Origin of the sequence: Agrobacterium sp. 22094, from assembly GCF_052046015.1 — a bacterium.
In the GTDB taxonomy this organism is placed as follows: domain Bacteria; phylum Pseudomonadota; class Alphaproteobacteria; order Rhizobiales; family Rhizobiaceae; genus Agrobacterium; species Agrobacterium cavarae.
Map to the genome: position 1 here is coordinate 28,454 of NZ_JBQEPX010000008.1, position 26,634 is coordinate 55,087.

The 26,634-nt window shown below is 59.8% G+C and carries 21 protein-coding genes; 13 read left to right on the plus strand and 8 right to left on the minus strand.

Annotated elements, in window-relative coordinates; all coding sequences use genetic code 11:
* Positions 1–77: 77 nt before the first annotated feature.
* The 8 genes from ACTJK5_RS22180 to ACTJK5_RS22215 all read left to right on the plus strand — a co-directional run bounded on the left by ACTJK5_RS22180 (position 78) and on the right by ACTJK5_RS22215 (position 9,264).
* The gene (locus ACTJK5_RS22180; RefSeq protein ID WP_062443615.1) at positions 78–1,031 is read left to right on the plus strand and encodes a sugar-binding transcriptional regulator; all 954 of its coding nucleotides are present in this window, start codon (positions 78–80) and stop codon (positions 1,029–1,031) included.
* 141 nt (positions 1,032–1,172) lie between these two features.
* The gene (locus ACTJK5_RS22185) at positions 1,173–2,486 is read left to right on the plus strand and encodes an ABC transporter substrate-binding protein (RefSeq protein ID WP_062443612.1); all 1,314 of its coding nucleotides are present in this window, start codon (positions 1,173–1,175) and stop codon (positions 2,484–2,486) included.
* Between the two features lie 120 nt (positions 2,487–2,606).
* Entirely contained in the window at positions 2,607–3,479 is an 873-nt protein-coding gene (locus tag ACTJK5_RS22190; RefSeq protein ID WP_062423582.1) for a carbohydrate ABC transporter permease, read from the plus strand.
* 11 nt (positions 3,480–3,490) lie between these two features.
* Positions 3,491–4,315 carry a carbohydrate ABC transporter permease gene (locus tag ACTJK5_RS22195; protein WP_062423581.1) on the plus strand — a complete coding sequence of 275 codons (825 nt, stop codon included), beginning with the start codon at positions 3,491–3,493 and terminating at the stop codon, positions 4,313–4,315.
* An 11-nt stretch (positions 4,316–4,326) separates the two neighbouring features.
* Positions 4,327–5,331 carry an ABC transporter ATP-binding protein gene (locus ACTJK5_RS22200; RefSeq protein ID WP_112359366.1) on the plus strand — a complete coding sequence of 335 codons (1,005 nt, stop codon included), beginning with the start codon at positions 4,327–4,329 and terminating at the stop codon, positions 5,329–5,331.
* A gap of 96 nt (positions 5,332–5,427) precedes the next feature.
* Positions 5,428–6,912, plus strand: coding sequence for a mannitol dehydrogenase family protein (locus tag ACTJK5_RS22205; RefSeq protein WP_440598767.1), 1,485 nt, complete (start codon positions 5,428–5,430; stop codon positions 6,910–6,912).
* A 4-nt stretch (positions 6,913–6,916) separates the two neighbouring features.
* Positions 6,917–7,621, plus strand: a complete 705-nt coding sequence (locus ACTJK5_RS22210; RefSeq protein WP_062423578.1) for an HAD family hydrolase — start codon at positions 6,917–6,919, stop codon at positions 7,619–7,621.
* 68 nt (positions 7,622–7,689) lie between these two features.
* The gene (locus tag ACTJK5_RS22215; RefSeq protein WP_113227232.1) at positions 7,690–9,264 is read left to right on the plus strand and encodes an FGGY-family carbohydrate kinase; all 1,575 of its coding nucleotides are present in this window, start codon (positions 7,690–7,692) and stop codon (positions 9,262–9,264) included.
* 34 nt (positions 9,265–9,298) lie between these two features.
* Here the strand turns inward: ACTJK5_RS22215 and ACTJK5_RS22220 are convergent, their stop codons facing one another.
* The 8 genes from ACTJK5_RS22220 to ACTJK5_RS22255 form a co-directional block, all read right to left on the minus strand.
* Positions 9,299–9,481: a hypothetical protein gene (locus ACTJK5_RS22220; RefSeq protein WP_207773752.1), complete on the minus strand. Its 183-nt coding sequence runs from the start codon at positions 9,479–9,481 to the stop codon at positions 9,299–9,301.
* A gap of 182 nt (positions 9,482–9,663) precedes the next feature.
* A complete protein-coding gene (locus ACTJK5_RS22225; protein WP_113227231.1) occupies positions 9,664–10,761 on the minus strand; it encodes a pyridoxal-phosphate-dependent aminotransferase family protein in 1,098 nt (365 codons plus the stop codon).
* Complete coding sequence (locus ACTJK5_RS22230) at positions 10,754–11,539, minus strand: ABC transporter ATP-binding protein (protein WP_113227230.1); 786 nt, start codon at positions 11,537–11,539, stop codon at positions 10,754–10,756. Before ACTJK5_RS22230 ends, ACTJK5_RS22225 begins: the two co-directional genes overlap by 8 nt.
* Complete coding sequence (locus tag ACTJK5_RS22235) at positions 11,539–12,345, minus strand: ABC transporter ATP-binding protein (protein WP_440598766.1); 807 nt, start codon at positions 12,343–12,345, stop codon at positions 11,539–11,541. Before ACTJK5_RS22235 ends, ACTJK5_RS22230 begins: the two co-directional genes overlap by 1 nt.
* Positions 12,342–13,172 (minus strand): ABC transporter permease, encoded by an 831-nt coding sequence (locus ACTJK5_RS22240; RefSeq protein ID WP_427929184.1) that lies wholly within the window; start codon positions 13,170–13,172, stop codon positions 12,342–12,344. The genes ACTJK5_RS22235 and ACTJK5_RS22240 overlap by 4 nt, the downstream gene beginning before the upstream one ends.
* On the minus strand, positions 13,169–14,158 hold the full coding sequence (locus tag ACTJK5_RS22245) for an ABC transporter permease (protein WP_427929183.1): 990 nt from the start codon (positions 14,156–14,158) through the stop codon (positions 13,169–13,171). Before ACTJK5_RS22245 ends, ACTJK5_RS22240 begins: the two co-directional genes overlap by 4 nt.
* Position 14,159: 1 nt before the next feature.
* Positions 14,160–15,770 carry an ABC transporter substrate-binding protein gene (locus ACTJK5_RS22250; RefSeq protein WP_440598765.1) on the minus strand — a complete coding sequence of 537 codons (1,611 nt, stop codon included), beginning with the start codon at positions 15,768–15,770 and terminating at the stop codon, positions 14,160–14,162.
* Positions 15,771–15,980: 210 nt separating this feature from the next.
* On the minus strand, positions 15,981–17,186 hold the full coding sequence (locus tag ACTJK5_RS22255; protein WP_440598764.1) for an AGE family epimerase/isomerase: 1,206 nt from the start codon (positions 17,184–17,186) through the stop codon (positions 15,981–15,983).
* 269 nt (positions 17,187–17,455) lie between these two features.
* On the opposite strand from ACTJK5_RS22255, the gene bcsN reads away from it, so the two are divergent.
* From bcsN to ACTJK5_RS22280, 5 genes are all read left to right on the plus strand, one after another.
* Positions 17,456–18,436: a cellulose biosynthesis protein BcsN gene (gene bcsN / locus ACTJK5_RS22260; protein ID WP_440598763.1), complete on the plus strand. Its 981-nt coding sequence runs from the start codon at positions 17,456–17,458 to the stop codon at positions 18,434–18,436.
* A gap of 109 nt (positions 18,437–18,545) precedes the next feature.
* Entirely contained in the window at positions 18,546–20,738 is a 2,193-nt protein-coding gene (bcsA, locus tag ACTJK5_RS22265; RefSeq protein ID WP_440598762.1) for a UDP-forming cellulose synthase catalytic subunit, read from the plus strand.
* On the plus strand, positions 20,738–23,254 hold the full coding sequence (locus ACTJK5_RS22270) for a cellulose biosynthesis cyclic di-GMP-binding regulatory protein BcsB (protein WP_440598761.1): 2,517 nt from the start codon (positions 20,738–20,740) through the stop codon (positions 23,252–23,254). Before bcsA ends, ACTJK5_RS22270 begins: the two co-directional genes overlap by 1 nt.
* Positions 23,254–24,300: a glycosyl hydrolase family 8 gene (locus ACTJK5_RS22275; RefSeq protein ID WP_313590482.1), complete on the plus strand. Its 1,047-nt coding sequence runs from the start codon at positions 23,254–23,256 to the stop codon at positions 24,298–24,300. Before ACTJK5_RS22270 ends, ACTJK5_RS22275 begins: the two co-directional genes overlap by 1 nt.
* The gene (locus ACTJK5_RS22280) at positions 24,297–26,561 is read left to right on the plus strand and encodes a tetratricopeptide repeat protein (RefSeq protein WP_440598760.1); all 2,265 of its coding nucleotides are present in this window, start codon (positions 24,297–24,299) and stop codon (positions 26,559–26,561) included. Before ACTJK5_RS22275 ends, ACTJK5_RS22280 begins: the two co-directional genes overlap by 4 nt.
* Positions 26,562–26,634 lie beyond the last annotated feature (73 nt).

Here is a 26,634-nt window from a genome sequence, read left to right on the forward strand (position 1 = left end):
TCTGTCGTGTCTCATGGTTTGACTTTTTACTGCAAAAAATGCCAGCACTTGGGGAGCAGACAAGTTAGGGCAGAGACATGGCCAGGCGATCCGATAGCGGTGGACGGTTAGACGATGCGGCGCGCGCCGGCTGGCTCTATTATGTGGCCGGTCGCACGCAGGACGAGATCGCCGCAGCCATGGGAATTTCGCGCCAGTCTGCGCAGCGTCTCGTCTCACTGGCGGTGGCCGAGCGTCTGATCAAGGTGCGGCTCGATCACCCGATTGCCGCCTGTCTGGAGAAGGCAGAGGCGCTGCGTGAACGCTTTTCGCTAAAGCATGTCGAGGTCGTCCCGAGCGATCCGGCAGGAACCTCCTCCACCGTTGGAATTGCCGAGGCGGGTGCGGCGGAAATCGAGCGCTGGTTGCGCCAGCCAGATCCGATCGTGCTGGCCGTCGGAACGGGGCGCACGCTGAAAGCCGCGGTGGATCAATTGCCGCCGATGGATTGTCCGCAGCATCGCATCGTCTCACTCACCGGCAATATCGGTCCCGATGGCTCGGCCGCCTACTACAACGTCATCTTCTCCATGGCGGATGCGATCAAGGCTCGCCACTTTCCCATGCCGCTGCCGGTTCTTTGCTCATCGTCTGAAGAGCGCCTCCTGCTGCATGACCAACCCATGGTTCGCTCAACGCTGGCTTTGGGTGCTGCCGCGAATGTGACCTTCGTCGGAGTTGGCGAGTTGGGAGAAAACGCGCCGCTCTGTCTCGATGGGTTCCTCGCCGTTGACGAGATGAAAAAACTGATCGCCGAGGGTGCCGCAGGCGAAATCTGCGGCTGGTTCTTCGATGGGGATGGGCAGATCATGAACAATCCCATCAATGATCGCGTCGCCTCCGTTCCCGTGCCGCCGAGGGAGACTTGCACCGTGGTCGGTATCGCTCAGGGACGAAAGAAATCGCCCGCCATTTTGGCCGCTTTGCGCGGTGGGTTGCTCAACGGCGTCATCACCGATGAGCAATCGGCTGAATATCTGCTCACGCACTGAGCAAAAATATATCATTTGAATCAGTATATTAGCTCCTTCTTTTGCGTTGCAGCGCAGGAGGATGCTTGACTTTGCGTCGAGATAAGTGAGTAATTGCCCTCGAGCAAAGCGAATGCTCATTTTTCTTCTGGGAGGAAGATCATGACATTGAAGACACTTCTGCTGGGCGCATGCTCGGCTCTCGCCCTTTCCGGCCTCGCGTCTGCAGAAACATTGACCATTGCCACCGTCAACAACGGTGACATGATCCGCATGCAGGGACTGACGAAGGAATTTACCGACAAGAACCCCGACATCCAGATCGAGTGGGTCACACTGGAAGAGAACGTCCTGCGCGAACGCGTCACGACGGATATCGCTACCAATGGCGGCCAGTACGACATCATGACCATCGGCAACTACGAAGTTCCGATCTGGGCCAAGCAAGGCTGGCTTCTGCCGCTGGAAAAGCTCGGCGACAAGTATGATGTCAACGACATGCTGCCATCCATTCGTGGTGGCTTGACGGTTGAAGGCAAGCTCTATGCGGCGCCCTTCTATGGCGAATCTGCCATGATCATGTATCGCAAGGACCTGTTTGAAAAAGCCGGCCTGAAAATGCCTGAAAACCCGACCTGGGAATTCATCGGCGATGCGGCCCGCAAGATCACCGACCGTAAGGCCGACGTCAACGGCATTTGCCTGCGCGGCAAGGCGGGTTGGGGCGAAAACATGGCCTTCATCACCGCGCTTACCAACTCCTTCGGTGGCCGCTGGTTCGATGAAAACTGGAAACCGCAATTCGATCAGCCCGAGTGGAAGAACTCCCTGCAGTTCTACGTCGATCTGATGAAGGATGCCGGTCCATCGGGCGCTGCGTCCAACGGCTTCAACGAAAACCTGACGCTCTTCCAGCAAGGCAAGTGCGGCATGTGGATCGACGCTACCGTTGCTGCTTCCTTCGTGTCGAACCCGAAGGACTCCAAGGTTGCGGACAAGGTTGGCTACGCGCTCTTCCCGACGCATGGCGAATTGAAGAACCATGGCAACTGGCTGTGGTCCTGGAACCTTGCGATCCCGAAGAGCTCGCAGAAGGCTGAATCGGCAGAGAAGTTCATCGCCTGGGCAACCAGCAAGGACTATTCCGATCTCGTCGCCTCCAAGGAAGGCTGGGCCAACGTTCCTCCGGGCACGCGCACCTCGCTCTACAAGAACGCTGACTACGAGAAGGCGGCACCATTCGCCAAGACGACGCTTGCAGCCATGAATGCAGCCGACATCACCAAGCCAACGGTCAAGCCTGTGCCTTACACCGGTGGCCAGTTCGTGGCGATCCCCGAGTTCCAGTCGCTCGGTACCACGGTCGGCCAGCTGTTCTCGGCAGTCGTTGCAGGCCAGTCTTCGGTTGATGATGCGCTCGCAGGCGCTCAGTCCACCGCGACGCGCGAAATGACCCGCGCCGGTTACATCAAGTAATCCTCCCGAAGCCTGCCGCCCGGCCATTGCCGGGCGGCGGATCTTCTCGATCGTCTTCATAATCAAAAGAATGCACCGCCTGCGGTATTATTCCCGCGCGCGATACTGGGAGGACAGCGAATGGCAACGCAGAACACCAGGAACCTGGCGCGCGTGATGATGGCGCCATCCGTTTTCCTGCTTCTCATCTGGATGATCGTGCCGCTGGCGATGACGCTGTGGTTTTCCTTCCAGAACTACAATCTGCTGAACCCGGCCAATGTCAGTTTCGCCGGTTTGTTCAACTACAAATTCTTCTATACCGATCCGGCCTTCTTCCAGTCCATCTGGAACACGCTGGTCATCGTCGGCGGTGTGCTGCTGATCACCATTATCGGCGGCGTTGCGATTGCGCTTCTGCTTGATCAGCCAATCTTCGGCCAGGGCATCGTTCGCATTCTGGTGATCTCTCCCTTTTTCGTCATGCCACCGGTCGCGGCACTGATCTGGAAGAACATGATTATGCACCCCGGTTACGGTGTGCTTGCGGACCTGAACAGGTTCTTCGGCTTTCAACCTATCGACTGGTTCTCGCGCTTCCCGCTTTTATCCATCGTCATCATCGTGGCCTGGCAATGGCTTCCCTTTGCGACGCTGATCTTGCTGACTGCCCTTCAGTCTCTCGACGGCGAACAGAGAGAGGCCGCCGAAATGGATGGCGCAAACTTCTTTAACCGCTTCATCTACCTGACGCTGCCGCACCTGGCGCGCGCCATGACGGTGGTCATCCTCATTCAGACCATCTTTCTTCTGGGCGTCTATGCGGAAATTCTCGTCACCACCAATGGCGGACCCGGCTATGCCTCTACCAACCTGCCGTTTCTGATCTACCGGACCGCGCTGCTTGGTTACGACGTGGGTGGTGCTTCAGCCGGCGGTATCATCGCCATCGTACTCGCCAACATCGTCGCCATCTTCCTGATGCGCGCGGTCGGCAAGAACCTCGATCGTTAAGGAGACGTCCCATGGCTCGTAAAGTCTCTACCCGTTCGAAGATCGGCTTTACCATCGCGGCATGGGTGGTTGCGCTCATCCTGTTCTTCCCGATCCTCTATGCCTTCCTCACCTCCATCAAGACGGAGCCGGAAGCGATTGCAGGCTTCAGCCTCTGGCCGTCGGGGACGCTGGAAAACTATGTGACGGTGAACACGCAGCGCGACTACTTCAAGCCCTTCATGAACTCGGTCGTTCTATCGGTCGGCTCCACGATCCTGGCTCTGCTCATCGCCATTCCGGCGGCCTGGGCCATGGCATTTTCGCCGACGAAGCGCACGAAAGACATCCTGATGTGGATGCTCTCCACCAAGATGATGCCGGCCGTTGCCGTGCTGGTGCCGTTCTATCTGATGTTCCGCAATGCCGGCCTTCTCGACACCCGCTTCGGCCTGACGCTGATGCTGACCATGATCAATCTGCCGATCGTGGTGTGGATGCTCTACACCTACTTCCGTGAAATTCCAGGTGAAATCCTGGAAGCCGCCCGGATGGATGGCGCGTCGCTGTGGAACGAGATCGTCTATGTCCTGACACCGATGGCGGTTCCCGGCATTGCCTCGACACTGCTTCTCAACATCATTCTGGCCTGGAACGAGTCTTTCTGGACCATTCGCCTGACGACCACAAACGCAGCACCGCTAACGGCGTTCATCGCCTCTTTCTCATCGCCGCAGGGCCTGTTCTGGGCAAAGCTTTCTGCGGCTTCGATGATGGCGATCGCGCCAATCCTGGTGCTCGGCTGGTTCAGCCAGAAACAACTCGTGCGCGGCCTGACCTTCGGCGCTGTGAAATAAGGATCATAACAATGGGCAGCATTTCGCTTAAAAATGTTTCGAAGGTCTTTGGCGAAGCCAAGGTCATCCCATCCATCAATCTCGACATTCAAAACGGTGAGTTCGTCGTCTTCGTCGGCCCGTCTGGTTGTGGCAAGTCCACGCTGTTGCGTCTGATTGCCGGGCTTGAGGACGTCAGCGGCGGCCAGATCATCATAGACGGCAAGGACGTGACCGAAAAGGCACCGGCCGAGCGCGGCCTTGCCATGGTGTTCCAGTCCTACGCGCTTTATCCGCATATGAGCGTGCGCAACAATATCGGCTTCCCGCTGAAGATGGCGAAGATGGAAAAGTCCGCCATCGACAAGAAGGTGAATGACGCCGCAGCCATCCTCAATCTGACCGATTATCTCGATCGCCGTCCCTCGCAGCTCTCCGGCGGTCAGCGCCAGCGTGTTGCCATCGGTCGCGCCATTGTCCGCGAGCCCTCCGCGTTCCTCTTCGACGAACCGCTGTCGAACCTCGATGCGGCACTGCGTGGCACGATGCGGCTGGAAATCTCCGAGCTGCACAACACGCTGAAGACGACGATGATCTATGTGACCCACGACCAGGTCGAGGCCATGACCATGGCCGACAAGATCGTGGTTCTGAACCGCGGCAATATCGAGCAGGTTGGTTCGCCGCTCGATCTCTACCGCAGCCCGGCCAATCTCTTCGTCGCGGGCTTCATCGGCTCTCCGCGCATGAACCTGGTCAAGGGTGCCTATGCCTTTGGCAAGTCGGCGGAGACGGTCGGGATCCGGCCTGAACATTTGCTGCTGTCGAAGGACAGCGGTTTGTGGAAGGGCAAGGTCAACGTGGCCGAGCATCTTGGTTCGGATACCTTCCTCCACATCGACGTCGAAGATATCGGCATGATCACCGCGCGCGCCGGTGGCGAATTCGCCTGCCAGCACGGCGATATCGTCTTCATCACGCCGGATGAGACCAAGGTCCACAGGTTCGACACCAATGGTCTGGCAATCCGGGCGTAGTGCCTGGACGCCGGCATTCGGCGAAAGCCGTCACGACATGGACCTTGAGCGCGTTTTGCGCGCCGGTTCGATTGCGAATTATTCGAGGATTGTCTCATGACCTGCAAACTCTCGCTTGCAACGCTTGATCAGGCAAAGGCCACCGCCCAGGTTCCCTCCTATGTGCGGAGCGACCTTTCGGCCGGCATCGTTCACTTCGGCGTCGGCAACTTTCACCGTGCGCATCAGGCCATCTATCTCGACGATCTTTTCAACACCGGTGCCGATCATGATTTTGCGATCATCGGGGCTGGCGTGCTGCCCTCGGATGCTGTCATGCGCGAGAAGCTCGCCGATCAGGATTTCCTGACGACGGTCGTCGAGCAGGACAATAACCGAACAGGCGCCCGCGTTACCGGACCGATGATCGACATCCTGCCGGTCGGCGACGCCAAAGCGATTATCGAGGCACTTGCCGACCCGAAGATCCGCATCGTCTCGATGACCATCACCGAGGGCGGCTACTTCATCGATGCGTCCGGCGCGTTCAATCCGCAGCATCCAGCCATTGCCGAGGACGGCAAGAACCCGGCAGCACCGAAGACGGTGTTCGGCCTCATCGTTGCTGGTTTAAGAGCACGCCGCGACAGAGGCATCCCGGCCTTCACGGTCATGTCCTGTGACAACATTCCTCACAACGGCAAGGTCACGAAGAATGCCGTGGTCGGCCTTGCGGCCCTGTCCGATCCAGCCTTCGCCACCTGGATCGGTGAGAACGTTTCCTTCCCCAATTCCATGGTGGATCGCATCACGCCGGCCACCGGCGATCGCGAGCGCTCCATTGCCCGCGACGACTTCGGCATTGAGGATAACTGGCCGGTCTTCTGCGAAGAGTTCAAGCAATGGGTCATGGAGGACAATTTCCCCGCCGGTCGCCCGGCGCTGGAGAAAGTTGGCGTTCAGTTCGTGTCCGACGTGGCGCCATATGAACACATGAAGATCCGCATCCTGAACGGCGGCCATGCGGCTATTGCCTATCCCGCAGCACTTCTTGATGTTCACTTCGTCCATGAGGCGATGGAGCATCCATTGATCCGCGCCTTCCTCGCGAAGCTCGAAAAGGAAGAGATCATCCCGATCATTCCGCCGGTGCCGGACACCAATCTCAACGAATATTTCGAGCTGATCGAGCGCCGTTTCCTCAACCCGAAGATTGGCGACACCATTCCGCGCCTGGCGCAAGACGGCTCCAACCGCCAACCAAAATTCATCCTGCCTTCGACTTCGGATCGTCTCGCCCAAGGCCTCGATATTGTCGGTCTGTCGCTGGTCTCGGCATTGTGGTGCCGCTACTTCTACGGCACCTCGGACAGCGGGAAGCAGATCGTCTTCAACGATGCGAGTGCCGAGCGCCTGCAGGCCGCAGCGATCAAGGCAAAGGACGACCCGATGGCGTTCCTTGCACTGAGCGACATTTTCAGCGACGTTGCCGACTCCGACCTCTTCCGCAAGCGCTTTGCCCATGCTCTAAAGACATTGTGGCAGCAGGGAACGGCAAAGACGCTGCAACTCTATCTGGACGATAAACTCATCGAAAGCTGACATCATGCCAACCGGAACCGGCCCCTTGGTGATCTTCGACTGCGATGGCGTTCTCGTCGATAGTGAGCCGGTCTCAGTTGCCGTGCTGATCGACATGCTGGCGCATCTGGGTGTTCAGATGACCGAGGAAGAGGCCTATCAACGGTTTCTCGGCCGCAGCCTCGCCAACATGACTGCAACGCTTTGGGAAGAATACGGTATCGAGACCGATATCGACTTCCTCGAACACATGCGAAGCGCGCTTTTCGAACGCTTTCGCCTCGAATTAAAGGCCATCGAAGGCATTGCCGAAACCTTGGACCGGCTCGACGTGCCTCGCTGCGTGGCCTCGTCCAGTCAGCCGGAACGCATACGCTACTCGTTGGGCCTTACGGGACTCATCGAAAAATTCGAGCCGCATATTTTCAGCGCGACCATGGTGAAGAACGGCAAGCCGGCACCCGATCTCTTCCTGCATGCCGCGCACGAAATGGGCGCGGAGCCCGCCAATTGCATCGTCATTGAAGACAGTCCGGCCGGTATTGCGGCAGCTAAGGCTGCTGGCATGTGCGTTTTTGCTTTTACAGGAGGCTCTCACGCACGCTTCCCCGCATTCCGCCAACAGATCGCAGCGCTTGAGCCAGATCTCGTGTTTGACGCGATGCCGGATTTGGTCCACCTTGTGCGCGACCGAAAGGGCCGCCAAGGCTCAAGAGCAGAGGCTGGTTGACGTGCAGGTGAAGACACGGAACGGTTCTCTCCCGGTTTTCGGCAAAACAGGGATGGGAAACTAGCTTCATGCGCCAATATCTCGTTGCGGTCGATGTCGGAACAGGCAGCGCGCGCGCCGGGGTGTTCGATCGTAATGGTGCAATGCTGTCTCGCGCCACTCATCCCATCCTGATGCAAAGGCCGAGGGAAAACCACGCCGAGCACGATTCCGAGAACATATGGAAGGCGGTCTGCCTTTCGGTGCGGTCTGCCATGGCGGACGCGGCGATCGATCCGGCGCGTGTGGCTGCTATCGGGTTTGATGCCACATGTTCGCTGGTTGCGCGCGGCAAGTCTGGCGAGCAGGTGTCGGTCTCGACCACCGGCGAAGACCGGTTCGACACGGTGGTTTGGCTTGATCATCGCGCCATCAACGAGGCGGATTTTCTCACCGCGTCGCATCATCCGGTTCTGGATTTCGCCGGCGGATCGATATCTCCCGAAATGCAGATACCGAAGCTTATGTGGTTGAAGAAACACCTGCCTCAAAGCTGGTCGAGAGCCGCTTACTTCTTCGACCTTGCCGACTTTCTCACATGGAAGGCAAGCGGCAGTGCTGCGCGCTCCAACTGTACATTGACGGCAAAATGGAATTTTCTGGCGCATGAACAGCAAGGCTGGCGCAACGACTATCTTGAAATTGCCGGTATCGGCGATCTGAAAGAACGTGCCTCGCTGCCTGCAAGCGCCGTAGCACCAGGTCAGGCCGTTGGTACCCTCTCGGCCAAGGCTGCCGATGAATTGGGGCTAGATACGCAATGCCGGGTCGCGACCGGCATGATCGACGCCTATGCGGGCGCGCTTGGTGCGCTTGGCGGGAGCCTCGACAACCATGTGGAAAACAACGTCGCGCTGATCGCTGGCACATCCAGTTGCCTTGTGGCGCTGACGCCCAATCGCATTCATGGTCGCAGCCTGTGGGGACCCTACTGGCAAGCTGTTTTGCCGGATCACTGGCTGGTCGAGGGCGGACAATCGGCAACGGGTGCGCTGCTCGACCATATCGTGCGCATGCATGCCGCGGGGGGAGAGCCGGATGCGGCACTTCACCGTCGCATCGTCGACCGCGTCATGGTGTTGCGGGCAGGGGAGGGAGAGGGATTTGCCAGCCGTCTGCATGTCCTACCGGATTTTCATGGCAACAGATCGCCGCTTGCCGATCCGCATGCCAGAGGTGTGATCAGTGGCCTGACACTCGATACCTCGTTCGACAGCCTCTGTGCACTGTACTGGCGCACGGCTGTGTCGATCGCGCTCAGCACGCGCCACGTTCTGGATGCGATGGAAGGGTTCGGATATCGCACCACCACGCTTCACGTCGCGGGTGGGCACATCCACAATCCGCTGCTGATGGAACTCTATGCCGACGCGACAGGCAAACGGGTCGTGGTGCCACAGACCAGCGATGCTGTTCTTCTCGGAACGGCCATGACCGCTGCTGCAGCGGGCGGCGTCTATGACAGCCTGGCGAAGGCGGGTGCTGCCATGTATCCCGGCTGTGAGGAGCGCCAGCCGGATCGATCACGCGCATCCGTCTATGAGCGCGATTACAATAAATTCCTCGCAATGTATCGACATCGCGAGGAACTGGATCGCCTTTGAGGGACGTGAGACTGCGCGGTTTTGGACGCGTCCCTCAGATCACCGGATAGAGCGACCAGAAGAACAGATCATGTTCCTGATCGCGATCGCGCTGCTCGGACTCGTCGCGCGTGACCTGGTCCTTTTTCGATCCGCTCTCACGCTTGAGCTTTTCTTCCTGTGCCCGACGGCCAAGGCCGAAGAGATCGAAGGAAAGCATGTTGAAACCAGCAACCATTTTCATTCCTCCTGTCACCAAACTTAACAATGTGTAAAGTTTCGCGCTTTGCCACGATTTCGTCAAGATTGCGGGAGGGATTCCTGTGTCACTGCTGTGGACGGGAGGGAAAGATCCTTCCAATAGCAGCGTTTCAGTGAGAGCATTTTTTCACGGGTCTGAAAGGCGGTTCAATCATCGCCTCACAAAGAATAGATGGCATCCAGCGCCTTAAAGGCTTTTTCGACCGGTCTTGAGTGGCCCTGGAATTGCAGGGCGTGGGCGAAGGCTTTGATGTTGGCACGCACCGCCTCCTTGCTGGCACGCTGGCCGGTATGGTTGAGGCGGACCAGTCGATCTGAGCCCGGTCCGACCGCTGCGCCAATATCTGCCCCATTTAGCCTCGCGGCCTGGAGAAAATTGCTATGGTCGATGTTCGCCGGAAGCTTGACGGCTGTCACCAGTGCCGAAGCGAGATGGTCGTCGACCCAGACCTCGGCACCGAGCGCGCGCAAAGCGTCTCGCGTCGCCTTCGCCGCCAGACGATGCCGCGCTTCAACCGCATTGATGCCTTCGGCTTCCAGACGCTCGAGTGCGGCGTCTAGCGCGAAGAATTCGAGCGGCGAAGGTGTGCCGGGCAGAGCGCCTCTGCCGGTCTCGAGCCATTGCTCTTTCTGATCGAGAAGGGACAGCATCGAATTGCGTGGCGCGCCCTCATGCTGCAGCATCGCCCAGGCGCGGTCGCTGACCGAGATTGCCGAGACGCCCGCCGGCCCTGCGAGCGATTTTTGCGGACCGATCACGACGATATCGATGCCGTCTCCATCCACATTGAGAGCATGGCCGCCAATCGATGCGACCGCATCCACAATCGTAAGCACACTTCTTTCACTTGCAAGCCGAACGATATCTTCCAGCGGATTGAGAATGCCGGTGGCGGATTCGGCATGGACCAGTGACAGCACAGAGATATCGTGATGTTGGTCCAGGTGCTGTCGCACAGCCTCTATCGCGACCGGTCGTCCGGGCTCCGCCACGAGATTGATGACATCGCTGCCCCCGCGCTTCAGCCAGTTGCCGAACCATGCACCATAGGGGCTCGTCACGATGTTCAGCGCTTTCAGGCCAGTTCGCGCAAGGCTGGTGGCGACGGCTTCCAGCGCCAAGACTGCCTCGGCCTGAATGAGAAGCACATCGTTACGTGTCTTCATAAGGGCCGCCAATCGGTCTGCAAGCTTTGCGTAACGCTCCGAAGGAAAGGCGGGCACGTCGAGCAGATGGCTCCAGTTGCGATCAGGCATGGCTTTGGTCCTTACGAAGTGTGGGAACGGCGGCGATCAGCCGTCTTGCTGTATCCGACTGTGGGTTCGAGATCACGCTGTCCGTCTCTCCCTGTTCGACGACGCGCCCCATCTCCATGACGGCAACGCGATGGCAGACGGCACGAATGACCGCGAGATCATGCGAGACGAACAGACAGGAAAGGCCGGTCTCGCTTTGAAGGGATACCAGCAATTCGAGGATCTGGGCGCGGACGGAAACGTCGAGCGCGGAAACGGCCTCATCCATCACCAACAGGGACGGGCGGCAGGCGATGGCCCGGGCGATTGCGACACGCTGTCGCTGGCCGCCCGACAGTTGGAGAACAGGACGTGCAGCGTAGTCCGCGCCAAGCCCAACCCGCTCCAACAGCCGGACGATCTCGGCTTGTCGATCGCGGGGCGCGACGATCCTGTGGATTCGTAACGGTTCACCGATCGCATCTGCCACCGTGGCGCGCGGATTGAACGCGCCATGGGTATCCTGAAACACCATCTGCACATGGCGACGGGCGGCTCTCAGCTCCTGACCCGAAAGGGCCAGCCAGTTCTGGCCTTGAAAGCGCACCTCGCCGCCATCTGCGGGCGAAAGCCGCATGATAATGCGCGCGAGCGTCGATTTCCCGCACCCGGACGGGCCTGCCAGCCCAAGCGTTTCGCCGCGCGCCAGCGTGAAGGAAACATCGTCGAGTGCTTGGACCGTTCGTCCGCGCGCTTGGTAGCGCTTGGAGAGGTGGTTGACGGAGAAGAAAGGCTCCATCAACTAGCCCTCCGGATCTGCGGTGGGGTGGTCAGATCAAGGTGCGATGAGAGGAGACGTTTGGTATCGCCGCTTGCCGGATTCGAGAGCACATCCTGCGCCTTGCCCGACTCTATAAGTCGGCCCGATTGGAACACCGCGATCTCGTCCGCAAGGCTGGAGGCCAGCGCGATATCGTGGGTAATGAAAATCAGCGTCATGCCATTGGCGCTGACAAGGCGGCCGAGAAGCCGGGCGATCGCCGCTTGCGTGATTGTGTCGAGCGCGCTGGTGGCCTCATCGGCAATAAGGATTTTGGGCGCTGCGGAGATGGCGGCCGCAATTGCCACACGTTGCCGCTGCCCGCCGGAGATTTGATGCGGATAGGCCGACAGCAAGGCATCAGGGTTCGGCAGTTGTACCTCTGTCAGCAAATCCCGGGCGTGAGCCCGCGCCTGTTTTCGGGTGAGGCGAAGATGACGGATCGCAGCCTCGGCCACCTGTTCGCCAATCGTCAGTACCGGGTTGAGGCTGGCGCTCGGGTCTTGAAAGATATAGGCGATATCGCGGCCCGGCGTTGGGAATCGTGCTTGGTGGCTCTTATCGGGGTGTCCATTCCAGATCAGCTGACCTTCGGTTTTGGCTCCGCGCGGCAACAAGCCGGCGATGCAGCGTGCCAACGTGCTTTTGCCCGATCCGCTTTCGCCGATGATCGCCAGGCGCTGCTTTTCCTGAAGCTGAAGCGATACGTTGCGCAAGGACGGTTGCGCGGCGCAGTGGTAGGTGACGCTGAGCCCTTCGATTTTCAGAAGCGGGGCAAGGCTCATCGCGCAGCCCCTTGACCGGCGAACGCCTTGTTGATGCCCTCACCCAGCAGATAGACCCCAAGGACAGTAGCGAGCAGAGCCATGCCGGGGATAATGGAGAGGTAGGCCGCCGAGCGAAGCACGTTTCTCCCCTCGGCAATCATCCCACCCCAGGTCACGATGTTCGGGTCTCCAAGTCCGAGAAAGGAGAGCGCGGCTTCGGTGAGTATTGCCGCAGCGACGATGATGGCGGCGAGCGCCATAACCGGCGGCAAGGCGTTGGGGAGAATTTGGCGGAAGGCAATTTCCATTGGGTGCATGCCGATGGTGCGCGCCGAGGCCACATAGTCGCGCTCGCGGATCGACAGCACCTGCGCGCGTGTCAATCGCGCCGGGTCGGCCCAGGCGCCGAGCGCGATGGCAATGACCACGATGGGCAGCGATGGACCGATGGTGCTGACGAAGGCAAGTGCCAGAAGAAAGCTCGGCACGATCTGAAAGGCATCGGTGATCCGCATCAACGCCTCATCGATGATACCGCCAGCAAAGCCCGCAAGCGTTCCCATGACGGTGCCGATCAGAAGGGCTGCGGCGGCAGCGCAGAGACCGACGAGCAGCGAACTGCGCGCAGCGTGGAACAGGCAGGCCAGAACATCGCGTCCAAGCGTATCGGTTCCGAGCGGCAGGGCGCGGTCGGTGAATGGCGGAATGAGTGGCGCGGCGACGATGGAAAGCGGATCGTTGGGAAAGACAAAAGGCGCTGAAAGGCCAGAAGCTGCCACGACGAAAAGGATTGCGAGACCGACCAGGCCTTCGCGGCTGCGGAACACTTGGCTAAGAACCGTCACGCCGTTTCCTCCCCGGCGCCGATACGCGGATCGAGAAGCGCGTAGAGCAAGTCGACGATCAGATTGACGAGGATGACGAAAACGGCGCTGACGAGGATGATTCCCATCAGCAAGGGTGTATCCCGCCCTGCCACCGCCTCCTGCGCCAATCTGCCGAAGCCCGGAATGGCGAAGACGCTTTCTATCACAACGGAGCCGCCCAGCATCATAGCGGATTGAAGGCCAAGCACGGTGAGAAGGGGAAGGGCGGCATTGCGGGCAACATGACGCAGCACCACCCGCGCGCGTGACAGTCCTTTCGATTGGGCAAAGGAGACGAACTCCATCCGCCAGATCTCGCCCATGGCGCTTCGCATCACGCGCAGGAAAAGACCGAGATAGATCAGGCCAAGGCTCGCAACGGGAAGAACGAGATGCCGCGCAATGTCGAGGGCGCGTGCGAAACCTTGCTTACCGGAAGCGATGGTTTCCAGACCGGATGTAGGGAGCCAGCGAAGCTTGACTGCGAAGACGAGCACCAGGACGAGACCGAGCCAGAACCCTGGAACGGCATACAGTGCAAGTGATACAGATGATAGCGCACGGTCCAGCAGGCTTCCCGGCTTTGCTCCAGCGACAATCCCCAGAGCAGTGCCAAGAATGAAGGACAAGAGCGTCGCGCTTCCCATCAAAAGCAGCGTGTTCGGCAAACGCTCCATAATCAGCGACAGCACAGGGCGGTCGAAGGCGACCGACCAGCCGAGATCGAGTTTCAGGACGGAGGTGGCGTAAAGCCACAGCCGCCATAGGGCCGAGTGATCCAGCCCATATTGCGTCCGCAGGCTGTCTCGCAGGCTGGCATCTCCGCCACCAATCGACACCAGATAGGCGTCGACTGCGTCGCCCGACGCATTTTCCAACAGCAGGAAGGTGAAGAGGAGCACGATGATCAGCACCGGAATGGCGCTGATCAGCCTGCGACGGAGAATGCGGCCTGCGCCTCCCACCTCACTCCTCGATGGCGGTGTCCGCCCAGTTTGAAACCGCCCATCTTGGATTGCTGGCGACGTTCTTCACCGTATTGCGGGCCACGGTGATGAAGCCCCACTCGGCCACGTTGATGATCGGCAGGTCCTCTTTGACCTTCTGCTGGAACACCTTGTAGAGTTCGGTACGCTGCTTTTCGTCCACCGTTTGCGCCGCCTTGTCGATGATGGCGTCGAGTTCCTTGTTCTCGTAACCGCCCTGGTTGGAGAAGGGCACGCCGGCGGGTGTTCCTGATTTTACCAGGATGGTGGTGGATATGGCGGGATCGCCGCGGAAGACGGTGGGTGCTACCGCGAGATCGAAGGCGTGATCCGTATAGACCGCCTTCTGATGCGCGGCCGCATCGTTGTTCACCAGCTGCGCATCGATGCCAATGGCAGACAGTGCTTGGCGAAGATAGGCGCCGAACTGTTTGGTTTCGTTGAAATACGGCGCGGGCAACAGTTTGAGCGAGAAGCGGTTGCCATCGGCGCCACGCGGATAGCCTGCTTCATCGAGAAGGGCATTTGCTTTGTCGACATTGAAGTCGTAGAGTTTCACGTCAGGCGTATAGAACTGCGGCGCGTTCTTCGGCACGGGACCGGTGGAATTGGTAGCGTAGCCCAGGAACACCGTATCGACGACGAGCTTCTTGTCGATCGCATGGGCAATGGCCTGCCGAACCTTGAGATCGGCAAGCTCCTTGCGACGGTGGTTGATCTCCACCACGAGCTGGTAGGTCAGCGCCTCATAGCCATCGGCGATGACCTTGATACCGGGTTCCTTGGAAATGCGGGCAAGATCCGTCAGCGGCACGGCGGAGAAGGCCGCGAGCTGGATCTCGCCGGCTTCCAGCGCGGTTGCGGCACCTGCTCGGTCCGGAAGCACGCGATAGATGATCTCGTCCAGTTTCGGCTGACCCTTGCCCCAGTATTTTTCGTTGCGCGTCAACCGGTAATATTCGCCGGGCTTGTACTCGGCAAAAACAAAAGGCCCGGTACCGACCGGCTTGGTGTTCAATGGGTTGGTGGCAATATCGGTGCCGTCATACAGGTGCTTCGGCAGCACACTCGTCACCACCGGAAGCGCGTTGCGGATCAACTGGAACGACGTCGGCTTGGAGAAGTGGAAGATGGCGGTATGCTCATCTGGCGTATCGACACTCTCCAGATTGGCAAAGACCAGACGCCCGAGGTTCTGAAGCGGTTTCCAGACGGAGAGGGCCGAGAAGGCCACATCGGCCGAGGTGAAGGGTTTGCCGTCATGCCAGGTCACGCCCTCGCGCAGTCTAAAGGTCGCGCTCAAACCGTCCTGCGATCCTTCCCAGGACGTCGCAAGACGCGGTTCCAAACCGTTCCTGCCGCTGAACGATGCTTCCGCCAAGGGCTCCACGATCTTGCTGGAGATGTAGAATACGCCGTTGGAGGCAACGATCGCCGGATTGAGGTTCTTAGGCTCCGAATCTGCCGCCACGACCAGTCGTTCGCCGCTGCCTGCCGCCCAGGCCAGATCGGTCCGCATCAGCGTGGTGGAGGCTGCGAGCAAGGCTGCGGTTTTTAAAAGAGAGCGGCGCGAAAGGGGGGACGGCGGCATGAGGGACTCCGGGTTCGGATTGTGGGCGGCGTCATGGTGCCATTTAGGACCATGACGGCTTCAGTGTCCATGGGAAGCCATTGCATTGACAGCAATGTTTTCACGCCGCCTCAAATCCGCGAGGCAAATCTTTTCATCATCATCCAAGAGGCCGCGAAAATCGTTCGCGGCATCAAAGAGGCATGGTCGAGGGCAGAAGGAGCCGACGCCTTATCGCGGCCCCGCTGTCTTGATGGCCAGTGCCTTCAGCACGCTGTCGGCTTCGTAAATCGCGCAGACGATATGATAGAAGGTGCTGGCCGGTGCCGGTTCGTCGATCATCGGTGCATCGGCGGGCCACTTGTCGAACCAGAGGCCTTTCACTGGTGTGTCGAGGAAGGGCCGGATCGCCATCACCGCCCGCGATGCGGAGGTGATATAGCGATGCCGCTCTTCGCCTTCGGTGGCACTGGCCAGGCGAACGGCGGCCTTCAGCCATTCGGTTTGCGGCCAGAAACGAGCCAGGCGATCATGCATGCTGAAATCGTCGAGAAGGCTCATCACCGCGACTTTGCGGCGTAGGCAGATGCCATGGTTCTCCCCGATGTCGAACATCCGCTTTGCCTTTTGAATGGCATCGAAGCTGTTGCGCAAAAGCCCCCATCTGACCAGAAGCCAGGCCCATTCGAACTGATGGCCAGGCTCCATGATGCGGCCTTTTTCGCCGGGTGCTGGGGTCCAATCCTTGTCGAAGAATTCGCGCAGGCCGCCATTCTCCTGATCGATGAAACGCGTCATCGCGAGATTTGCAATCTCATCGGCGACAGCCGTCCAGGGGCCGGTTGGATCGACCGTCTCCCAGGCCAGCATGGCCTCGAAAAGATGCATATGCGGGTTGGAGCAGAGCGGATAGCGAGACGGACTGTCTTCCTCGAAGCCCTGTTCGGAATGGGCATAACGCTCTTTGAGGAGCGAGAGGATGCCGAGCGCGCGCTCGCGCATCTCGTGCTTCCTCTCCGGCAACGCCATCGCCGTTTGGGCCGCAGCAAAGAGGGCGAAAGCCTGATTGTAAAGATCGAAGGACGGATCGATCAGCTTTCCAGATGCATCGGCAAGATTGCCGTAAAGTCCGCTCTCCAGAAGATAGACTTTGTCAAACCAGTCGAGACCGTGATTGATGGCGCGCTGCCAGTCGCCGGTCCAGCCGTTTTCGCCGGCTGCCGCGTAGCAATAGGCCTGACGGGGCTGCACGCGGGCGCGACGATTATCGCCAAGAACCGGCTTTCCGTCCTGATCGACCCTTTCATGAAAGCCGCCGTCGGGTTTTGCTGCTCCGGCCTCCCACCACAGCGGCAAAGCAGCCTCCTCCAGCCATCGACGCAATGCGGTGATTTCGTCCGTCAGTTGTGTTGTGGCGCTCAAGGTCTGCTCTTCCATGCTGTTTCTCTTTCCGTATTTTGATTCCCTCGCGCCGTCCGTCAAGTCGTCATAGCGGCCGTCGCCCAAGTAGAGAACCATCCGCCCAATCTTGGTCAGACGATAAAGTTCCCGTGAGCCGATCGAGGATCGCGCCGCGACATGCGGCATCACTCTATGCCATCGACAATTCGGATTGCTAATTCATCGCGCTCACGTATTTCGTAACTATGATTGTGCCACATGTGATTCGCGATGTTCGATCCCGGTCAAAGGGGCGTGGTGGGGTGATGAACACCGCCACTGCGACAGCATTGGCATGTGGCATGGCGCTGGCGCTCTCAGGTTGCAATACGCCGGCCGGCGTGCAGCAATCCGGCGGGCCGAAGATGTTGGCGCCGGAAGAAGCACTGATCTTTCCGCCGCCCGGCGGCCCGGAAGTCCTCACCGTTATCAACCGCAATTACGCCAATGCCGTTCAGCAGGACGTGATCCTGCGCTCGGATGCGGCGACCCCTGGTCAGAACTATCTGAAGGTGCAGCTTTTCGGGCCGCAAAAGGCAGAGGATACCGGAAGGGGCGGGCTGTCGGAAAGCAGTCTGCGTGTTTCTTCGATCTCGCGGGAGATCAGGAGCGCATTTCCCGGTGTGGCGATGGCGACGTCTGCCGAATATCTGCAGAACAATTACGGCACGTTTTCCTATGCCTCAGGCAGAGGTTATGGCAACGATGCCTGCATTTACGGATGGCAGCAGATCAGGTCGCCGGAAAGCGCGCGCCAAAGCTTCAAGAATCTCGGTCGCATCAATGTGACGCTGCGGCTCTGCCAGTCGGGTGTCACGACGCGCGATCTCCTGGCGGTGATGTATAACTACACGATTACCGGCAATTATCTGTCCACCAACTGGAATCCTTACGGAACCGCACAGGACCCAGACAAGAGCCTCGGACGTGCCGGCAATCCTATCTATCCCGTATCGGGTGCCGTGCCCATGCAGCCGGGAACGCAGACGCCCATCTCGGCTCCGGTTCGTTCGCAGCCGCGACCTGCGGTGACAGCCTCGCCCGCAGCGGCGCCGGTCGTTGTGCAGCCGCAGCCCACCGTATCCTCCAGGCCGGCTGTCCTCATCCCGTCGCCGGCAGCGCCAAGGGCGGCTGGCAGCAGACCGGCAGACGTGCCCCCGCCAGCGCGGCGTATCGAAACGAAACAGGTCGCCATTCCTTCGCCTGCCTGCGTTGCCGGTCAGGCGAACGGACAAACCTGCAATTAACTGTTTCAGGTGTAACTGATCCACTTGGTCTCTTCGTCGCAGTCAGGGGCCAGTGGCATGAGGCCAGGGAGCGGTCCGCTTCTTATCGACTTGATGTAAAGGTTTGCTGATGAGCAAGGTCATCGCTTTCACCCTCTGGCTGTTCGTGTCAGCCTGTGTCTTGCTGATCATCACATTGCCCGTCAGCTTACAGACGCATCTCATCGCCACGGCGATTTCGCTGGCCTTGCTTGCCACCATCAAGTCTCTGAACGGCAAGGGCGCCTGGCGGCTCATCGGTCTTGGCTTCGGTACGGCCATTGTTCTGCGCTACGTGTATTGGCGCACGACCAGCACCTTGCCGCCCGTCAACCAGCTCGAGAACTTCATCCCGGGCTTCCTGCTCTATCTCGCCGAAATGTACAGCGTGGTGATGCTGGCGCTCAGCCTTGTCATTGTCTCGATGCCGTTGCCGTCGCGAAAGGGCCGTCCTGGTTCGCCCGGCTATGTGCCGACGGTCGACGTATTCGTGCCAACATATAACGAGGATGCGGAGCTTCTCGCCAACACGCTGGCGGCTGCGAAGAACATGGATTATCCGGCGGACAGGTTCACCGTCTGGCTGCTGGATGATGGCGGCACGGTGCAGAAACGCAATGCGCCGAACGGGCTGGAAGCGCAAGCCGCGACCCGGCGCCACGCGGAATTGCAAAAGCTCTGCGCCGATCTCGGCGTCAACTATCTGACGCGTGAGCGCAACGTCCATGCCAAGGCTGGCAATCTGAACAATGGTCTGGATCATTCGACGGGTGAACTGGTCACCGTTTTCGACGCCGACCATGCGCCCGCGCGCGATTTTCTTCTCGAAACGGTTGGCTATTTTGGGGAAGATCCAAGGCTCTTTCTCGTCCAGACGCCGCATTTCTTCGTCAATCCGGACCCGATCGAGCGCAATCTGCGCACCTTCGAAACCATGCCGAGCGAGAACGAAATGTTCTACGGCATCATCCAGCGCGGCTTGGACAAATGGAACGGTGCCTTCTTCTGCGGATCGGCAGCGGTTCTGCGGCGCGAGGCGCTCAAAGAAACCGATGGCTTCAGCGGCGTCAGCATTACCGAGGATTGCGAGACGGCACTTGCGCTTCATTCGCGCGGCTGGAACAGCCTTTATGTCGATAAGCCCCTGATTGCCGGTCTGCAGCCCGCGACCTTCACCAGCTTCATCGGCCAGCGAAGCCGCTGGGCGCAAGGCATGATGCAGATCCTGATCTTCCGCCAGCCGCTTTTCCGCCGAGGGCTCTCCTTCCCCCAGCGGCTCTGCTACATGTCCTCGACATTGTTCTGGCTCTTCCCGTTCCCGCGCACCATCTTCCTCTTCGCGCCGCTCTTCTATCTCTTCTTCGACCTGCAGATCTTCGTTGCATCCGGGGGCGAGTTCCTGGCCTATACGGCGGCCTACATGCTGGTGAACCTGATGATACAGAACTTCCTCTATGGAAGTTTCCGCTGGCCGTGGATTTCCGAGCTTTATGAATATGTGCAGACGGTGCATCTCTTGCCTGCCGTGGTCTCGGTGCTGTTCAACCCCAGCAAGCCGACCTTCAAGGTGACGGCGAAGGACGAATCCATCAGCGAAGCCCGCCTGTCGGAAATCAGCCGGCCGTTCTTCGTCATCTTCTTCGTGCTGGTCATCGCAATGATCTTTGCGATCTATCGCATCTATGCCGAGCCCTATAAGGCGGACGTCACGCTCGTCGTTGGCGGCTGGAACCTGCTCAACATCATCTTTGCCGGCTGTGCTCTCGGCGTTGTGTCCGAACGCGGAGAGAAATCCGCGTCGCGGCGCATCACCGTCAAGCGCCGATGCGAATTGCAGTTGCAGGAAGACGGCCCCTGGTTGCCGGCAACGGTTCAGAACGTGTCCGTCCACGGCATGCTGATCAACATTTTCGAAAAGGATCTGGATGTCGTCGAGAAGGGCCGCCCCGCGATTATTCGCGTCGACCCCTATAGCCCTGGGGCGCCCTCGTCGATGACGATCGATATCGTCCGAACCGTCAAGCAGCAGGGCTTTACCTCGGTCGGCTGCACCTTTGCGCCAAAGGAAAATATCGAACACCGCCTGATAGCGGATCTGATCTTCGCCAATTCAGAGCAATGGACCGAATTTCAGCGCGCACGCAGGGGTAATCCCGGCCTGATCCGGGGCACGATCACCTTCATGGGCATCGCGCTTTTCCAGACACAACGCGGCCTGTTTTATTTCATGCGCTCCTTCCGATCGAGAGCGCGACAGAAGGCTGCGGCAGGAGTTGCCAAGTGATGAGAAAGCCGCTCCTCCTCGTAAGCTTTTACGCCATGTTGTCGGCAAGCGCGTTTGGGCAAAGCGCACCCTTTGACATGTCTCCCGAGCGCCCGGCGAACCCGCCTGCGGCAAGGTCGGCTCCGGTGCAGCCCGCGCCACAGCCAGTGCCAAACGCACCGTCCATGCCGCAAATCCCGGCTGCGCCGCCCGCTGTTTCGCCGCCTGCAATGGTGCCTCCTGCACAGCAGCCGGCACCGGCACGGCTCTCGCCCGTTCCGGTCACTCCCGCGCCATCTCCACCATCTTATCCCCAAGGTGCGCCATCACAACCGCAGACCCAGGCTCAGCCGACGCAGGCGCCATCGCTACCCGTCCAGACATCCGTCGATCCGCGCCGCCGTTACATATTGCCGTTCAGCGAACTCAGCCTGTCCGGTGAGATCGATCAGCGGCAATGGACGATCTACCTGACAGAGCAGCAGGCGCAGGCGGCGCAGGCCGTCACGATCGCGTATCAAAACGCCGTGGTGGTTGCGCCGGAAAGCTCGAGCCTGGAGATCGCGATCAACAATGTGCCGTTGGAGAAAAAGAGCATCGCGTCTCCCGATGCGGAGGGAAGCGTCTCGATTCCCATCCCGCCAGGCACGCTTCAGGCGGGCGCCAATGTCGTGACACTTGGCGTCAAGCAGCGTCACAGGACCGATTGCACGGTCGAATCCACCTATGATCTGTGGACTGATATCAATCCCGCCGGCACCTTCATCACGCTCAATGCCGATGTTGCCAACCGTTTCGAGACGATCGAGGACATCCAGGCGATCGGCGCTGGCAGCGAAGGCCTCACCTCCATCGATATCGTGGCTCCCGGCCTGGCGAACCCGGTGATGGCGGAGTCGTTGCTGAAGCTGTCGCAGGCGCTGGCGCTGCGCACGCAGATGCCCAATCAGCAAATCGCCTTCCACACGACGGTGCCGAAGGAGCGGAAGGCGGGTTCGCTGATCGTGCTGGCCGGCACATCGCGCGAAATCGCCGCTGTCGCAAGTTCCGTTCCGCCGGAAGTCCTGGCTGGCCCGTATGCCGGCTTTGAGAGCAACATCGTCAGCAATCTTTCAGCATTGATCGTCGGAGGCCCGACACCTCAAGCGCTACAAACGGCGATCGACAGTCTCGTTGCCTCGGCCGAACGTCCGGCCGGATCGGTGCGTTCGTTTCTGTCTACACGCAACTGGCACACCCCGGATGCGCCACTGGTTGTCGGAAACCGCCGCCTGGTGCTCTCGTCGCTTGGCGTCAAAAGTGCGGAATTTTCGGGACGGCGCTTCCGCACCGATTTCACCATTGGCATTCCGGCTGATTTCTACGCTGCCGCCTATGGTGAAGCGACGCTGCTTTTGGACGCGGCCTATGCCAGCGACGTGCTTCCCGGGAGCCATATCGATGTCTATGTGAACGGCAATATTGCCTCCACCGTGCCGATTTCGAACCGCGGCGGTGGCATCTTCCGACACCTGCCGATCAAGGTCACGTTGCGGCATTTCGTGCCGGGCGCCAACACGGTTGCCATTGAGGCCGTCATACAGACGCAGGCGGATTCGGATTGCTTGCCGGGAACGACGGCAAGCGGGACACCGCGTTTTGCGCTGTTCGACACGTCCGAATTCCACATGCCCAATTTCGCGAGAATTGGTCGCGCCCCAGATTTGGCCGCCAATCGTGGTGTGATACAGCCCTATCACGCCTCGCAGCAGCCCGTTGCGGTCTATATGGAGCGGATCGATCCGGACGTCATGTCGTCTGCGGCGACGCTTCTCGGCCGTATGTCACTCGCTGCCGGTCAGCCACTCGCGATCGATCTCGTCAGCTCCATTGCTGCCGTGGGAGACAGAGACGCGGTCTTCATCGGTACGCTGGCCCAGATACCGCCAGCACTGGCTGCCCAATTCAACATCGCTCTGGCCAGCCAGACGAGTTGGGGTGAGGGAGGGCGCGCAACGCCACCCGTCGAGCAGACCGATCAGTTGTTTGAAAACTGGCGCGAGCGCGTGGATGGCGGTGTCTGGCAAGGGCAGATATCCTCCTTCGAGGAGTGGATCAGGCGCAACTTCGATATCAGCAGGGACACTCTCCGGTTTCTTCCAGGCGCGGAGCAAGTCTACACACCGCCAGGAAATGTCAGCTTCATGCTGGCGCAGGGGTTGAGCCCCGGTGGCGAGGGTGTGTGGACGCTTGCCACGGCACCGGCCATCGACACTTTGAGATCCGGCGTCAAATCGATGACGGAACTGAAGCGATGGAGCGGGCTCTCTGGACGTATTGCCACCTTTGATCCTGCTGCCGACAAGGTTGAGACGATCGTCGCCCAACAGCAGACCTTCTTCGACACCGGCCCGGCGACGTTTTCCAATTGGCGGCTGATTGCAGCCAACTGGCTGTCCAGCAACACGCTTTCCTACGCGCTGGTGTTCATCGGCTTTTTGTCAGTGCTCGGATGGGTTACCTTCATCCTTCTGAGGCTGTTGGGACGCAAGCCGTGATGACATTTGCCAGATCACTGACAAGAATGGTGTTGTTGCTGGGGGTGCTGATGATCCCGCTGAGCGTCAAGGCAGCCTCCATCAACGCGGCGGACTGGCAGAGCTATCGAGCCGCCTTTCTCGACCCGTCCGGGCGCATCATCGATACAGGCAATAACGGGATCAGCCACAGCGAAGGCCAGGGTTACGGCATGTGGCTCGCCGTTCTTGCCGACGACCAGGCGAATTTCGAGCTGATCTGGTCTTTTACCAAGACCGAACTTCTGGTGCGAGACGATGGTCTTGCTGCCTGGAAATGGGATCCGCAATCGACGCCCCATGTCTCGGACATCAACAATGCCACGGACGGCGATATTCTGATCGCGCAGGCGCTGGCGCTCGCTGCCCGACAATGGGGACGCCAGGACCTTGCAGACGCCGGTCGAGGAATCGCCAAGGCGGTGCTCGACAAGGCGGTGGTGGAGCGCGGCGGTCGAACCCTTCTTCTTCCAGCCGCCTCCGGCTTTGCCGATAGCGACCGGCCGGATGGGCCTGTCGTCAATCCATCCTACTATATTTTTGAAGCCTTTCCGCTTCTCAACGAGCTTTCGCCGTCACCTCTATGGGGCAAGCTTGCGGCCGATGGTCTCGTCGCGATCAACGGCTTTGCCTTCGGCCCGCGAAAGCTACCGGCTGACTGGGTATCCGTGCGCACCAAGCCGCGTCCGGCCGATGGTTTTGCGCAGGAGTTCGGCTACAACTCCGTTCGCATTCCGCTCTATCTGGTCAGAGGGGCGTCAGGCTCGCCCGATCTCTACGCCAGGATGGCGGCTGGCATGTCGCTCGAGGACGGCAATATCGCGACCTTCGATCTGAAGTCCGGTGCAGCCAAGGATGTGCTTTCGGATGCAGGCTATCGCATCATGCCCGCACTTCTGGCCTGCAAAGCCAGCAAAAAACCCATTCCACAGGAACTGAGAACCTACGCGTCAACACTTTATTATCCATCTACGTTGCATCTCTTGGCTTTGTCTTTCGTAGCGCAGGCGAATCAGGAGTGCCTATGAACAAGAAGCCACTGTTGCTGTCCGCTGCCGTCTTGGCACTGTGCGCCGCTGGCATCTTCCAGTCGCGCGATGCGCTTCTCGGCCACGTCAGCGCCGTTCATTCCGCCCCGATGCAGGCAGTCGGGACGCACGCCTTCGCCGCGGGCATGAACAATGCCGACGTCCAGAAGGGTGACAGCCCGCTTTCCCTCGGCACCAAAGAGCCGCAATCCCGCGCTGCCCCCTCGACCAATCTTGCGCAGACACCGAGAACGCCGCAGCAGGCGCCTCAAAACACAAATCCGGCCCCTCAGACCGGCACGGGCGATGCCGCACCGGTCGTCGATGAAAGCGCTCTCCGTTACTTCGCCACACGCGGCGACACGGCGCGTCTTCAAGCTGAGATCGCACGTCTGAAAGCGCTTTATCCAAATTGGACACCGCCTGCCGATCCTACCGCTGCCGCACCCACGGGCGATCCGCAGTTGGACGGGATCTGGCAACTTTATGCCACCGGTCGCTATTCAGAGGCGCGCAAGGCTATCGCCGACCGTCAGGCTGCGGAAGCTGGTTGGCAGCCGCCCGCCAATCTGACCGAGATGCTGGATCTTGCCGAAGCGCGCCAGCGTCTGGTGAACGCCTCTGATCTGAAACAGTATAATGCGGTGCTCGGCGTGGCGGCCGAAAACCCGGGCCTGCTGACCTGCAGCGAAGTCGATGTTCTCTGGCGCGTGGCGGAAGCCTTCGCGCGGACGGAGAAGCCGGCGCGTGCACGCGATGCCTATGGCTACCTGCTGACCAATTGCCAGAATCCGGCGGAACGTCTGGCAACCGTGCAAAAGGCCTCGACGCTTCTGCCAATCGAGATGATGGAAGACCTCCTCTCGCGGGAAAAACCCGGACCGGATGGCCAACTCGAGTTCGAGCCCGTCAAGGACGATCTCGCGCGTCAATTCGTTGCAAAGGCGGGTGAAGACCCCAAGGTCACAGTACCGCCTGCCTATCTCTCCCGCATGGAACGGCTGGCGGAAACCAACAAGCTTGCAAGCGATGCGCTCTTGCTTGGGTGGTACAATGTCGGCCGTGAGAAGATGGACGACGCGGAAAAGTGGTTCCGCCGCGCAAGGGATGTGGAGGATTCCGCCTCCGCCTCGGAAGGCTTAGCGCTTGCGCTGGTTGCGCGTGGAGAACCCCGCGAAGCCGAAGACATCATGTTCAAATGGCGTAGTTCCTCCGATGGTGCGCGCGCAACTTATCTCGCTGCAGCCGCCAACCTCCTGGCACTTGATCCGCCTGTCGCGCTGGAGCCCGATATTCTTCAGCGCATTGCAACGGAAACCGTAGCGCAGAAAGATGCCGCGACCGCACAGGAATTTGGCTGGTATTCTCGCGCCTTCCAGCAGCCGCAGATGGCGCAGCAATGGTTCTCCACCGCATTGCAGTGGAAGCCGGAGGATGAGCCATCGGCCTATGGTCTGGCTCTCACCTACCAGGAGCTCAACAATCTGGCGGAGGTTAGTCGGCTTCAGAGCCAATGGGGTAACCAGTCGCAGCGTATCTTGGAGATCGGCCGACCGACCGCTCAGGCGGGCGTGATCGCTGCCGCGCCCGCAGTCACGACACCTGCGCCCGTACAGCCCCAATCTCGCGCAATGACCACCGCACCGCGCATGGTCTCTCCGCAAGCGACCACCGTCGCTTACGAGCCTTCGCCGCCGCGCCAAGCGGGCGCCGTTCGGGGTGCGCGCCAGTCCGGCCGTTGCTCTGTGAGCCTCAATCCGGACGCGCTTTCTGCGCAGAGTGCACTCCAGCAAGGCTGGTGTCTGATGGAGGCTAACCGGCCTGCCGAGGCGGTGAAAGCTTTCTCCGCGGCTCTCAAGAACGGCGATTCGACGGTTCGCAGTGATGCGGCCTATGGCCAGAGCCTTGCCTATCTTCGCATGGGTCTGACGGACAATGCCGCCGTTTCCGCAACAAAATCTTCGATGGATCGCCAGAAGGCCACCGAGCTTCAAGTGGCAATCCTCACCGACCGCGCGCTGGCGGCCTATGAGAGCAAGCACTACGAAGAGGCGCTGATCCTTCTTGATCAGCGGGCGAGATATGCCACCGAGCGTATCGATCTCATGGTTATTCGCGGCTACGCCTATCTCAACATGAAGCGTTACGGTGAAGCCGTACAGGTCTTCGAGGCTTCTGCGGCAACCGGCAATGCGGATGCGATCCGGGGCCTTGCCACGGCGCAAAATGCCCGGCCGAGCCGCGGCCCGCAGGGCGGCTAGCCGTTTGGCTCGAATAGAACGTTTTCGAGTTACCGGGGCCGTTCTATTCGATAATTTTCATGGAATTCATTGA